Source organism: Corynebacterium sp. MSK297 (genome assembly GCF_030232885.1).
Taxonomy (GTDB): domain Bacteria; phylum Actinomycetota; class Actinomycetes; order Mycobacteriales; family Mycobacteriaceae; genus Corynebacterium.
This window is the reverse complement of the sequence record NZ_JASPGD010000003.1, coordinates 45,622-58,690: the sequence shown is the minus strand read 5'-3', so window position 1 is coordinate 58,690 and position 13,069 is coordinate 45,622. Positions and strand designations below refer to the sequence as shown.

Here is a 13,069-nt window from a genome sequence, read left to right as displayed (position 1 = left end):
GGGTCGCATGAGCCTTGCACGTTTATTAACTTCCCTCGACGGCGCTGGTTATGGCGCCTACAAGAAATTGCACGGCAGCTATGAGCTGGGCGAATACCGGCTGCGCGTGGATAAAGTGCAGTCTGATCCTTTTGCTCCGCCGTCACTGATGCAGGTCGACGTGCCCAATCCGGTTCCTGCAGAGTTGGCGGGGGTGGCCGCGCGTGATTTCCTGACGCGCCGCATTGCCCAGGCCTTTTCCGGCGACCGCGACTTGCACATTGACCAGCCGGGCCAGCAGGTATTGGACCGGGCCAGCGTCGTGCTTGCCGACGGTTCTAGCACCGCTACCCTGCGCATCGAGGTGCAACTGCCAGCCCGCGGCCGCAAGATCCTGGGCCGCAAGGCACGGGCTTTGCTGTGCGACGTGCTTCCAGCAGCCCTGGACCAGGCGCTCGATTTTCCTGCCGACGACCTGCGCGAAGCGGTGCTGCTAGAGCGCGACCAGAACTACCTGCGCGAACAGCTTCCGGGACGAGGCTTGATCGCGTTTATCGGCGATGGCTCGTGTTTGCCGCGCGCTGCTGGCCACCGCGACACCCCGGCAGACAAGGCGGTGCCGTTTCGCTCACCGGATTCGCTGCGCACCAGGTTCCAGTTGCCGTCGGGACGCGAAATCGCTGGCATGGGTGTTCCTGCTGGTGTCACGGTGATTGTTGGCGGCGGTTATCACGGAAAGTCCACGTTGCTGAAAGCGCTGGAACGTGGCGTGTACAACCACGTTGCTGGTGATGGCCGCGAGTTTGCGATCACCGTCGATTCCGCTGCTTCCCTGCGCGCCGAGGATGGCCGCGCGATCACTCGGGTGGATATTTCGCAATTCATTTCTAACCTGCCAGCGCAGACGGATACCACGAGCTTTTCGACGGATAATGCCTCCGGTTCTACGTCCCAGGCTGCGGGGCTGATGGAGGCGTTAGAGGCCGGGGCGTCAACGTTGCTGATCGACGAGGACACCTCCGCGACGAATTTCATGATCCGCGATGAGCGCATGCGCGAGTTGATCCCCACGGAGAAGGAACCGATCACTCCCCTGGTTGATCGTGTGCGCGGGTTAGCTGCGGTGGGCGTGTCGACGGTGCTGGTTGCGGGTGGTTCCGCGGCATTTATTGATGTCGCGGACACCGTGATCCACATGGATTCCTACCACCCGTATGACATCACGGAGCGTGCTGCTGTTTTGGCGCGCGCCGTCGACAAGCAGGAGCCGTTTCTGAAGCCAGCACACCGGCCACTGCCGGCGAAGCGTTTCCGTGCGAAAAAGCCGCCGCAGGCAAAGGGTGCGGGCATTCGCGTCGGCAAGGGTTTCATTGATTTGTCGGCGGTATCGCAGCTGGTGGACGGTTCGCAGACCCGCGCGATTGCGGCGATTTTGGGGAGTTTGAGCACCCAGCACGGTGAGTCTACCGCGCTTGTCGACGAGGTGTTGGAGCAGGTTAAACGTGGTGGAATCGATGCGGTGTCTCGTTTTTCGGGTGGCGGCGTACCTGGCAGCAAGGGCAAGCACCCAGGCGGCGCGTCCGGAAAGCACCCAGGGCGTTTAGCGTTGCCACGCAAGTTAGAAATCATGGCCGCGATTAATCGCGCGCGGGGTTAATGGATCGTGGTTACTGATGCGGGTGTCGCGAGCGTTACAAACGCAACCACCTTATTCATTGAACAAGTCCGTTACTGCCAATGAATCTACGACTACATGTTTACGCAGATAATCACGCATGTAGGGTAATTGGAAATCAACATATCCGTGGGCGGTACGGACGATCACCCCGGCTTCGAGCAGTCGGCCACGATATTTTCCTACGTATTGTGCATCAGCTTTTAAACGTTGTGCAATATCCGCCATGCGTGATGGGCCATTGTCAACTGCCATCGCAGCGAGAAATGTTCGGTCCACCGGTGAAAGATCACTCAAAGCGGTGTCGTGCACCAATTGCCCTAATTTCCGGCGCGCAGTTTCACCACCTGTCCGAACAGCAGCGATGGAAATCGTCCTCCCCCTCCTTCTTGCGAAAAGCTTGCTGCCCGATTAACTGAATCATGAATGGGTATCCGCCACAGATCGAGACCGCTTCGGCTAATGCATCGTCGTCCCATGAAATTTCTGTATTTTTCAACGGTTCTGCGAGTGCGATTGCAACGTCATCGTCAGATATAAGCCCCAAGTCAATACGATTTGCGCGACGCAAAAATGTCACCGGATTTCTCCCCCGGTCATTTGCCAACAGTGGCTTAATGGATTGTGGAATCCCTGCCATTGCAAGCGCTATTTCTCGGTTTTCTCGCACCAAATGCTGTATCGTAGCACCGAATTCGATGATCTCACTCTGGTGGTAGTAGTGGAGTTCATCGAGCGTTATCAGCACCCCGACGGGTGGTTGATTTAGCTTTTCATCTCGCTCTGCCTGTAATTCCAAAAAATCTGTAAGAACATCACGAAGTGTAACCGTTGGCGTGAATTTTTCTGCTTCACTCAACTGAATGCCTCCGAGCGAAGCAATATTAAGGCCCGTCAGTTTTCGCGAAACTAGGTCAAACTGGTCTTTTGCGAAAGAATAGATTTTATCACGGATTCTTTCCATAAAACCTGGTGTCGCGGTTTCCGAGATGACCCACCAGGACTCTGCACGAGCGATATCTTCAAACTCATTGAGCAATACAGTCTTGCCCACTCCCCGCATCCCAGATACCAGACTAAGACGTTCATGTGACCCGGGCCCGTCCAATAGCGCGTACCGAAAATCAGTAAGTTCTTCTACCCGACCAGCAAGATACGGTGGAGTCGTGCCAGTTCCTGGACTAAATGGGTTTTTCGTACGCGTCATACCGTCATTATAGACAATCCCCTTACTACTGCTTACAACTCTTACAATCTTTACAATTCTTATAATTTGGGCGAGTCTGAGAAACCCTCACTCACCGACCACCTATGGGTCAATACGAAAATTAAATCGATACACAAAACTTGCACATTATGCTGTGCAATATTCGATAGCGACAAGGCTAAAAATCTGCTATACACCCCATCTAACTGGAAAAATCATACCCCCACACCACCCTGTCGGGAGGTTCCCCAGGTTGCTGCCCCAAATTTTAAGGGCTTATTTTTATTCGAACACTGTTGTGTTTTTACGTTGCGTGCGTTAGACTAGAGACATTCCAGTTAGCAAGCATATTCGGGGAGGGAATCCGTGAACGCCGACGCCACCGCTTATTTCACGCACTGCAACCCTCACGACGAAGACGCCCAAACCATGCTGGGCCTGCGTCGACAAGAGTTTCACGCCTGGGATTCCCTCATTGATTTTGAGCATTACGATTACGATCTTTTACTCAAAGAACTCATGGAAACCAGCGGCCTGAGCAGCCACAAGGTTGGCGACATCATCGGCGCGTTTTATCGCATGACTGATCTGCCTAAACTGCGTGATTTAGCGACGACGATGTGGCATATCGACATAGATCGGTGGATCGCGATTGACCGCGCAATGGTTAAAGCCGGCGATGTCAACGCACACTTGTTCGCTGTCATCGATAACTTGCTGGTCGAATATCTCACGCCAACCAAACCTGCGCAGCAGATGCCGTCGAGACGGAGCATCACCAACCGCATTAATCGCGAAATTGAAGCCCATGATTCCTCTGTTCGTCAGAAGCAGAAAAAGAATCCGACACGGAAAAATTATGAAGTCCACGCTATTCCGCTGGGCAGCCGCAATGGCGACGACACCCACGAGTTTCACTTCGACACCGACGCCGCCACCGCTGTGAAGATCGATGCCCACGTGCATGAGCATGCGAAAACAGCAGGCATTTCGCTTCGCGACGCCGTCGTGGACTTACTACTAGGTAAAGCACACACATCCGTGACCTTAAATTGCTACCGCGCCAACGATATTGCCGACGCCCCACTGTTCGTCTCCACAGATACCGGTGCTGGTGTAACCACGCTATTTGGCACCGCAGCCGACAACCTCGCCGATAAAGCAGGCAAACACCACGACATGGATGCCACAGCCCACCACGAAGTCACAGGCTATACCACCACACCAACCATGCGCGCTGCCATAACCGGCCGCGATGGACACTGTCGCTACCCAGGCTGCACAAAACCCGCAACCAGCTGCCAAATGGACCACGTCATCGAATACCACGACGGCGGGCCAACAACCCCAGCCAACCTCATCTCACTGTGCCAACACCACCACAACATCAAAACCGACAAACGCGCCCGCCCCATCTTCGAACCAGTCAGCGGAACCATCGTGTGGCTATTCGCTGACGGCACCTGGCAATCCACCGACGCAGAAGGCCCACTAGCTAAACCGAACCGCCGGTGGGTACAAACGCTGCGACAAAAAATGGCCTGTGTACGCAAAGCTCACCGGGAAGAAGCCCAAAAGGAAAAACGTCGGCAAGAAAAGCAGAGCGCTGAACAAGCACAACAGCAAATGCAACACAGTACTGTGCATGACGATGAAACTGAGACCCCCAGTGATATTGGCAGTAACGTCAGCAATGACGTTAGCAATGACCTTAATAATGACAACGGCATAAACGCTCCGGTCGACGACCCGTGGGAGCAGTCTCAACAATCCAAAAAGAAGAAGGCACCAGGTGAAGAGGAGCACGAGCAACTCACAAACACGCAAGAACAACAACTCTGGCACAACGATCTCACCTGGTTGCAGCGTGCCTTGAACATGTGGAGTTTTAATGCAGACAATATGAAACAATTCCAACCCCAGCTACGCGCAATCCACAACAGGGTTGCAGGTCTGCGGGAATCCGGGCTGAGTTTATCGACTCACGCCACAATGGCTTGCGCAATGGATGAATTCTCGACGCTGTTTAGCCCCGAATAATACATTAATTGTGAAATTCCCAGATAAAGCTCATAGTGCAGGCGGCAACAGCGCTCGCCTTAGTCGGGATTCTTACTTCGCGAAGTGCTCTCCCAGCTGGTCGAGCATCATCATCGCGCTGTAGAAGTCCATGCGGAACAGCTCTGGGCTCAGCAAGTAGATGGCGTCGTTCGCGATGGCCGGGTTGTTGGCCAACAGTGGGTTGTTCTTCAACTCCTCGACTGGGTCTTCGCCGGTGGTGCTCATCGTCAACACGGTTTCACCGGTGATGGCCTTCGGGGCGTTCTCCGGGACCACGGTCTTGACGTCCTTGCGCGCACCGCGCGGTCCAGCGGTATCAACGATCTTGTCGTCCGGCACCGCAATTTCAAAACCGACGTCTTCCAGCAGCTGCCCCTGCGCTGACTCCGCGCTCCAGAAGTTCAAACCGCGATCACCAGGCAGCGGCATGACAAAGTTCGTCGGTTGCTTTGGCAGCTCGATGGCCTTGGTGACCTCTTCCAGGCGATCCTCATACTTTTGCATCGCCTCAGCAGCATCCTTTTCATGCCCGGTGGCCTCTGCAAGCAAGCTCATGATCTCATCCCACCCCTGGTCAGAATAATCAACCACCACGACGGGCACACCAATGGCACTGAGCTTGTCATATTCAGCCACCGCCGAATCCTGGCCGCTGGCGCTCACAACGATCATGTCCGGATCCTGCGCTGCAATTGCCTCCACATCTACCTCAAGGTTGTACAGGCTTTCGACGCCTTGTTCTGTGGCTTCGTCGGCCCATTGCAGGAAAAATCCCTGCTCGTCGGCCAAACCGCCGGCCGCCGCACCACCAGTTGCCTTGATGGGTGCATCCATTGCCAGCAAGGAACCGGTCAAAGTCACCGAAGTCGAGACAATACTCTTCGGCTGCTCGGTAATTTCAACTTCTTCGGTATCACCAGTGACCTCGCCGTTGTTCACAACGAGTGAATCCACAGTCCGCGGCCATGAGGTGGCTTCATCTTCACTGCCAGCACTGTCTCCAGCAGTTTCCGAACTCGTGGCTTGCGCACTCGTGCTTGCGGCATCCGATCCATCGGCGGATTCGTCAGCTTGGCTGCAGCTAACGAGCACTACACTGCTTGCGGTGAGAGCGGCTCCAATAATCTGTGCGTGACGACGAATTTTCATTTTTACCTTCTGTATCTGAATCTAGGTCTGAATCTGAATCTGAATCTGAGCCTGAATCTGCATGAACCAAGTCATAGCCTAATTGGATAGTCTAACCTCACAAATAAGTGTCAGGCAATAGCAATTTCCCGAAGATGCGCCACTAACTGCGCCCTCCACGCGACATAGTCATGCCCACCCTCATAGACTTTCAACTGGTGTGGCCACCCGCAATCGCTGAGTTTGCACACGAGCAGATGAGCTTTCGCCACCCCGATATCCTCGCGCGCCCCCACATCAATACGCAAGCGCGGCATCGCAGGTTGCCTTGAAAACTGCTCAGTAATCCAACTGCTGTTTTGAAGGCTGTTGTCCGTGGGCACCGCCGTTTTATCGGGTTTCCACCATAGCGACGGCGACTGCACAATGAACTCACGAAAAGCATGCGGGTAATTCTGCGCAATATACAACGCCGCAAGCCCACCGAGCGACTGGCCTGCCAGAATACTCTTTTCCGGGGCAAACTCCACCCCTAGTTCTCCCATAAGCTTGACGACGTGATCCTGCACTTGCATACACACAGCCGCTAGGAAGTCTGCATCAAGTCCCAGCCGCTGCACACGCTGCGAATTAGAATCATTACACACTAACGCTGCCGCGACGGGTAACTCAGCTTCTTCGTTGATCGCAGAAATACACGCATGCAGGTTGGTTTTGCACCACTTTTCACCGTCGAAAAGCGTGAGCAACCCTGCTCGTCTGGATTTTCCTGGCACATACACCAACACATCTACCCCAGCGCAATGGGTTTTTCTCACCTGCATTGTGGTGTTAGAAACCGGAAGCGGTTGCGAGATCTCCGAGAGCCCGAAGCCGTCCTCATTCCACACCGTGCGAATGGCATGCGGGTCGCACATCGTTGGCGTCCGCGGACCGTGAGTCAGTTGGAACCCATAGCTGCCCTGGTAATGCTGTGAGACTTCTACTGTGAGCGTCCAGATATCTGTGCCAGGCAGATGATTCATCATTCCCAGCTCATATTTCAGCTTGTCCGTCAGCCGATTGATGTGCAGGTGTACCCCGTTTTCTCTCTGCTCGACTAAGGTCGGCAAAGACTGCGTGGTCATAGCCTGCAACTCGCTGTACCGCATCGCAAAGACATAAGACTGCCCATCGGTACTGCGACGGGGAAACCCTCCAGCGGCAATTCTTTCCCAGGCTTGCTGCAATGCTACGGGATCATCTACGGCAGGCGTTAGCTCTTGTCGGAGTTGATCTTCATTTCCCGGCAGCACATTCATGATTGCATAGGCTACCGTAAGTGAAATTTTTCATTGCGGATCCCCGCCCTTAAATTCCACTACGGGTCCCAAGCAGTAAAAAGACCCCAGGAAAATCCTGGGGTCTTCAAGCAGAGCTCTCAGAGCCATTCTTTACTGGCTCTTGTAAATTTTATCGTTCTGCCAGCTGAGCGTCGATGCGCAGGATGCCGGATCCGTTGTCGCCTACCAGCTCAAGCTGGTCGACGATCTCGGAAACAGATGCTTCTTCCTCGATCTGCTCATCCAAGAACCAGTTCAACAGAGTGCGGGAGTCAATGTCGTCGATCTCGTCAGCCAAGCGAACGATGTCGCGGATCTGGCCGGAAACCTTCTTCTCATGCTCCAGGGCAGCCTTGAAAGCATCGATTGGCTTCTCGATCTTCAGATCATCAACGCTGATCTCGCCGATCTGTGGCTTCTCGTCGCGATCCAGCAGGTGATCAGCGAACTTCTGTGCGTGCTCACGCTCCTCATCAGCCTGCTTGAACATCCAATCACGCATACCAGGCAGGGACAGCTCGTCGAGCTCGTATGCCAGCTGGGTGTAAATCAAAGCAGCGCCGTGCTCGTTAGTAACCTGCTTGTTGATCAAGTTGAATAGCTTCTCGTTCATGGAACGATCACACCTTTCTAAGAAAATCAATTCTGAAACCGTCTATCCGGTTCCGTGTGTTTTGTTGTGATTCCCAGACTACCAACAATGCTGCGAAATGCTAACCCTATGAATCTTAGATAAATCAATAGGTTCTACTAATCCACCTTAGGGCACACAACCCTGCTACCTGCAGGAATACCTAACAAAGGAAACCCAAAACCCGCTAGTCAGCCCCTAAATAGGGGGACCTAAATTAGTAATTCCGCATGGTTTGATAGCTCACTCGACGCCATTTTTAGCCTTTTTCCAACGTCGAGCGCCACCGAAAATCATGTCAGAAACCACCCCATTTCGGGGGTAATTCTTCAAAGGTGCGCGAGTCCCGCCGTTCCTAGTTCCTGCAGTGCGGAACTACTTCAGTCGCCACGGCCAAGTGCATGAACCTGCCAACCGGCACCCCGCCAGCGCGCGAGGTCCAACGCATTGCGTGCATCAATCAACACCGGCTCGGCCACCAACTCCGCCGCCCACACCGGGTCCAGTTCCCGGTACTCCCGCCACTCGGTCGCCAGAATCACCAGATCAGCCCCAGCCACACCGTCGGCAAGCGAAGCCGGATATTCTAAGCCCGGATACACCCGACGCGCGTTCTCCACTGCCTGCGGGTCACACACGCGCACCCGCGCACCACGCAGCGCCAACTCAGCAGCAACATGCAAGGCCGGGGAATCGCGCACATCATCAGAATTCGGCTTAAACGCCGCCCCCAGCACCGTGATTACCGCGCCCGACAATCCCGGCCGTGCCGACCCCGCAGGCTCTGCCACCTTCGAAGGCTGCGCCACCAGCTCACTGGCCAGCTGCACCACGCGCTGCCGCCGACGGGCATTGATCAACTCCACCTGCCCCAAAAACGCCAGCGCATCACCGGCGCCGCACTCGTCGGCACGCGCCCGAAAAGCGCGCACATCCTTCGGCAAACAGCCACCACCAAAGCCCAGGCCAGCACCCAAATACTGGTGCCCTATGCGCTCGTCGTAGCCCAAGGCCTCAGCTACCGCAGCAACATCACCGCGAACGGCTTCGCAGACCTCTGCGATGGCATTAATAAAACTAATCTTGGTGGCTAAAAAGGCATTCGCCGCGGATTTCACCAGTTCTGCACTCGCCCACGGCATCACCAAAAACGGCGTTCCCCGCTCCAACGGTGCCCGGTACGCCTCACGCAATTTCTGCAACGCTGGCGCTGAGCTCACCCCATTCGGAGTGCCAGCCCCATTCGGAGTGCCAGCCCCATTCGGAGTGCTTTCTGCCCCTGTTCCCACCACGATCCGGTCCGGGCACAGCGTATCGGCCACCGCATGCCCTTCGCGCAAAAACTCAGGATTCCACAAAATGTCAACAGTGGCTCGGCTGATATTAGCTGCGCGTTCCTGCAGCCGCGCGGCCGTACCCACCGGCACCGTAGACTTGCCCACCAGCACGTGTTTACCACGCAACAGCGGCGCCAGCTGGTCGACGACTGCCTCCACCGCACTGGTATCAGCCGCCGGACTATCCGCGCGTTCCGGCGTGCCCACGGCAATAAAATGCAACTGCGCAAACTCCGCAGCCTGCCGGTAATCGCAACTAAAGCGCAACCGGCCCGATTCCACGCCACGGGCAACCAACTCTGCTAACCCCGGTTCATAAAACGGCACACGCGCAGCCTGCAACTGCGCCACGCGCGCGGGCGCAATATCAACGCCGAGCACCTCGTGCCCCGCCTCTGCCATGCACGCAGCATGTGTGAGCCCCAAATAACCCAGGCCAAAAACAGTAAGATGCACGCAACAACCCCAGTTAGAACCGGCCTACAGCCCAGGCCATTTAACGGAAGTTCAAATAGGACTTCGACGGCGTCGGCCCGCGCTGCCCCTGGTACTTTGAGCCCAACGCTCCCGCGCCATACGGTGATTCCGCAGGCGAGGTCATCGCAAACAAAGCCAGCTGCCCCACCTTCATGCCTGGCCACAGCGTGATCGGCAAATTCGCCACGTTCGACAGCTCCAGAGTGATGTGCCCGCAAAAACCGGGATCAATAAAACCAGCCGTCGAGTGCGTCAGCAAGCCCAGCCGCCCCAGCGAAGATTTACCTTCCAAACGGCCAGCCAGATCTGCGGGCAAGCGGAATTCCTCCAAAGTGGCACCCAACACAAACTCACCGGGGTGCAGCACAAAACCTTCGTCGTCGCCAACTTCGCGCAGCGTAGTCAGGTCTTCCATCTCCAATTTCGGATCAATGTGGGTATAGCGCGAGTTATTAAACACCCGGAAGAACTTGTCCAGCCGCACATCGACGGACGAAGGCTGAATCAGCTCTGGATCGCAGGGGCTAATGCCCAGCCGTTCAGAATCAATGGCGGCACGGATGTCTCGATCAGACAGCAACATAGCAATTATCCTACCTAGCCAGCGCTTGCCGACGCCCGGCAGGTACTGGCTCAAACATTAGCTCTAGCCGCAGGTCACGATTGGCTGCGGATCATAGACGGTGGTCTGAGTATTACGCGATACCTCCGCACCATCCAAGGTACGGATCACCCGGGTATCGGACGTCGTAAAGCCCGGAATGCCGGAGGTCGGTATGCAGTTGGAACCACTGACTTTCTGCTTCGGTGGATTGGTGTGCGCCCAACGACCGCCACTGATGGATTCCACCTCGTATTCCTTCACGCCCATCAGGCGCACGGTCACGGAACCACCGCCGACGCTCGATTCAATGCGCACCGGGTGGTTGGAATTGTTGCGGAACTTCAGGTCGATCACGCCGTCGTACAGCGTGGCCTCGCGCCCCGCCGGGTAGCGCGAGATGTAGTAGCTGTGCGGAGTGTGCGCGACATCTTCCATGGCCGCAAAATAGGCCGCGTTGTACAAAGTGGTGGCATATTGCGAAATGCCACCACCGACGGCGGTGTCTGCGCGGCCTTCATAAATCACGCCGGATTCCACATAGCCCTGCGCGGCAGTGCGCGAGCCGGTGGCCTGGTTGACGGAGAACGTCTCGCCCGGCGACACGATGGTGCCGTTGAGCGCATTGGAGATCACCGAAATATTCGTGCCCGAGGCTGGGGAATAACCGCTGGTTGTGAACTCACCAACCACTTGGTCAAAAGTCGAGGCCTCAGCATCCGCGGTGGTAAACGTCGCTGGCTGGTCCTCATAGGTGGCATCCCACTCGCGGTCGTCACCCAACACGCGCTCGGCGAAACCGGCCATGGTCTGTTCCCAGTCAATGACTTCCCCATCCACGTGCGGGGTAACCTGCCGCTGGCCACCTGACATGGACAAGCGAGCATTTTTCATCGGGCGTTCGGATTCCGCCAGGCCTTCGCCCAAGATGTCCCGGGCCTTGGACTCGTCGACACGTGGCTCCAAGTGCCCTTCGTGGGCTTCAAAATGCACGAACTCGCCGATGCGCGCGGGTTCAATCGTGCCCGTAATATTCTCGCGGCCGCGCACCTTCAGCGGGCCGGAGACAGCTTTGGCGGCAAGGCCTTCGGCGATCGCATCCACCTGATCCTGGTTAATCACCGGCTCAATCTCATTCGGTTCTACCGCGATGCCTTCCGGATCCAACCAGGAGCTCGCAACCTCTTCTTGCAGCTGCGCGCGATCAACTTCCTGGCCCGGTACGGCATCACGCGGTTCCACGTTGCCGGCTTCCAGGAATACCGCGCCATCTTCGGGGTCCCGGTGCAGCTCGCCGACCATGCGGTCAAGCTCCGGGTTCAGCGCGGCCGGATCCTCGGCGGTTTGTACGTCGACTTCCTTCGTCGAACGGAAGAAGCTGGCCAGGCGCACAAGTGGGTTCATCGACTCATCGGGAATAGCGGCAATCGTGCCTTCCAAGTCCAGGCGCAGCCCTGCCTGCGCTGGCACGAATTCCGTGGTTTTTTCGCCTGCAGCAACACGCACGGGTTCGTTTTCTGCCTCGCGGAGTTCGTCGTCAAGCTTGGCCAGAGCATCCTCGCGCTCCAGGGAGGAAATATCGACGCCACCCACGGACGTCGCACGCGGGATTTTGCCCTGATTCGTGGAGACATCAATGGCGTAGGCAATGCCAGCAATGACGAAAAGCCCGACGAAGACGCCGAGCACAATCGCCACACCTTTGAAACTTCTCGATTTCGCCGAATTCACGCTTTATAGACTAACCGCTCACACAGCTTGGTACTAGTTTGGTTGCAGCAATTCGACCCGCAACGCTATTAGGATAGAAAGCTATGAGTTCCGATTCCCGCGAACAGACCATGCTCATTGCCTACGACGGCTCCGAAAACGCCGACCGTGCGCTCGAATACGCTGCCAAGTTGCTCAAACCCGGCACCGTGCAAATCTTGACTGCGTGGGAGCCGATCGCCCGCCAGCAAGCCCGCGCTGCCTCGCGCACCGGCATGCATCAGGCGACGATGACCTCCGATAATCTGGAAGACGATCCCGCCTACGCCGAAGCCGTGCAAGTGTGCCGCCAGGGCATCGCTGCAGCTGAAAAGCTCGGCATGTACGGCAAGGCGCACCTGGTGGAATCGGCCACGACCATCGCCTCGGCCATCGTGGATGCGGCCCAAGAACTCGACGTCGACGTCATCATCACCGGCACCCGCGCGCTGACCGGATTCCGCGCGCTGTGGTCGCAGTCGACGGCGGAAACAATCGTGAAAAACGCCGGGGTTCCGGTGCTGGTCGTGCCACCGGAAAATGAAGAAGACGATCCGGAATACTTCACCAGAGACGACTAAATTAAGGGATGATTCATCCCCAGGATTAAGGACAATTATTTATGGCCGCTGATTCTTCTCGCTCGCTCAACCGGCAGTCGCCAAACCGCCAGTCGCTGAACCGCCGCAGCCTAGGCCCGGCTCTGGGCAGCGCTGTCGTCGGCGTCGCGCTGGGCGTCGTCGCGATTTTGGGCATCGCGCAGTTTTCCGGCCAAGACACCATCTCTGGTACCACCCCGCCGGATGATGCCCTGTTAGGTGGTGCCGAATACGGCTCACGTGAGTAGGCCTGCCGTGCGCGCCCGCCTGCGCATTCGCGCCCACGCCACTCACCCACTTAAC

General features: G+C 56.5%; 10 protein-coding genes and 1 pseudogene. 4 read left to right on the top strand and 7 right to left on the bottom strand.

Annotation, left to right across the window (positions count from 1 at the left end; translation table 11 throughout):
* The first annotated feature begins 7 nt into the window (after positions 1-7).
* A complete protein-coding gene (locus tag QP888_RS03930; protein ID WP_284812215.1) occupies positions 8-1,636 on the top strand; it encodes an ABC-ATPase domain-containing protein in 1,629 nt (542 codons plus the stop codon).
* A 51-nt stretch (positions 1,637-1,687) separates the two neighbouring features.
* Here the strand turns inward: QP888_RS03930 and QP888_RS03925 are convergent.
* A pseudogene (locus QP888_RS03925) lies at positions 1,688-2,861 on the bottom strand (ATP-binding protein).
* 366 nt (positions 2,862-3,227) lie between these two features.
* Between QP888_RS03925 and QP888_RS03920 the strand changes: the two are divergent.
* Positions 3,228-4,901 (top strand): HNH endonuclease signature motif containing protein, encoded by a 1,674-nt coding sequence (locus QP888_RS03920; protein ID WP_284812214.1) that lies wholly within the window; start codon positions 3,228-3,230, stop codon positions 4,899-4,901.
* A gap of 72 nt (positions 4,902-4,973) precedes the next feature.
* On the opposite strand, the gene fepB is transcribed toward QP888_RS03920, so the two are convergent.
* From fepB to QP888_RS03890, 6 genes are all read right to left on the bottom strand, one after another.
* The gene (gene fepB / locus QP888_RS03915; protein WP_284812213.1) at positions 4,974-6,071 is read right to left on the bottom strand and encodes a Fe2+-enterobactin ABC transporter substrate-binding protein; all 1,098 of its coding nucleotides are present in this window, start codon (positions 6,069-6,071) and stop codon (positions 4,974-4,976) included.
* Positions 6,072-6,181: 110 nt separating this feature from the next.
* The gene (locus tag QP888_RS03910) at positions 6,182-7,351 is read right to left on the bottom strand and encodes an alpha/beta hydrolase-fold protein (RefSeq protein ID WP_284812212.1); all 1,170 of its coding nucleotides are present in this window, start codon (positions 7,349-7,351) and stop codon (positions 6,182-6,184) included.
* 151 nt (positions 7,352-7,502) lie between these two features.
* Positions 7,503-7,985 (bottom strand): ferritin, encoded by a 483-nt coding sequence (locus tag QP888_RS03905; protein WP_021352872.1) that lies wholly within the window; start codon positions 7,983-7,985, stop codon positions 7,503-7,505.
* Between the two features lie 398 nt (positions 7,986-8,383).
* On the bottom strand, positions 8,384-9,796 hold the full coding sequence (locus QP888_RS03900; protein ID WP_284812211.1) for a UDP-glucose dehydrogenase family protein: 1,413 nt from the start codon (positions 9,794-9,796) through the stop codon (positions 8,384-8,386).
* A gap of 40 nt (positions 9,797-9,836) precedes the next feature.
* A complete protein-coding gene (gene dcd, locus QP888_RS03895) occupies positions 9,837-10,400 on the bottom strand; it encodes a dCTP deaminase (RefSeq protein WP_021352870.1) in 564 nt (187 codons plus the stop codon).
* 63 nt (positions 10,401-10,463) lie between these two features.
* Positions 10,464-12,149, bottom strand: a complete 1,686-nt coding sequence (locus QP888_RS03890; RefSeq protein WP_284812210.1) for a VanW family protein — start codon at positions 12,147-12,149, stop codon at positions 10,464-10,466.
* Positions 12,150-12,232: 83 nt separating this feature from the next.
* On the opposite strand from QP888_RS03890, the gene QP888_RS03885 reads away from it, so the two are divergent.
* On the top strand, positions 12,233-12,748 hold the full coding sequence (locus QP888_RS03885) for a universal stress protein (RefSeq protein ID WP_018120693.1): 516 nt from the start codon (positions 12,233-12,235) through the stop codon (positions 12,746-12,748).
* Positions 12,749-12,789: 41 nt separating this feature from the next.
* Positions 12,790-13,014 carry a DUF2613 domain-containing protein gene (locus QP888_RS03880; RefSeq protein WP_023018478.1) on the top strand — a complete coding sequence of 75 codons (225 nt, stop codon included), beginning with the start codon at positions 12,790-12,792 and terminating at the stop codon, positions 13,012-13,014.
* Positions 13,015-13,069: the final 55 nt, after the last annotated feature.

Bases quoted from the DNA above. Each gene is read 5' to 3' on its own strand.
- QP888_RS03905 (WP_021352872.1), bottom strand. From the start codon at position 7,985: ATGAACGAGAAGCTATTCAACTTGATCAACAAGCAGGTTACTAACGAG.
- QP888_RS03880 (WP_023018478.1), top strand. From the start codon at position 12,790: ATGGCCGCTGATTCTTCTCGCTCGCTCAACCGGCAGTCGCCAAACCGC.
- QP888_RS03910 (WP_284812212.1), bottom strand. From the start codon at position 7,351: ATGAATGTGCTGCCGGGAAATGAAGATCAACTCCGACAAGAGCTAACG.
- dcd (WP_021352870.1), bottom strand. From the start codon at position 10,400: ATGTTGCTGTCTGATCGAGACATCCGTGCCGCCATTGATTCTGAACGG.
- fepB (WP_284812213.1), bottom strand. From the start codon at position 6,071: ATGAAAATTCGTCGTCACGCACAGATTATTGGAGCCGCTCTCACCGCA.
- QP888_RS03885 (WP_018120693.1), top strand. From the start codon at position 12,233: ATGAGTTCCGATTCCCGCGAACAGACCATGCTCATTGCCTACGACGGC.
- QP888_RS03930 (WP_284812215.1), top strand. From the start codon at position 8: ATGAGCCTTGCACGTTTATTAACTTCCCTCGACGGCGCTGGTTATGGC.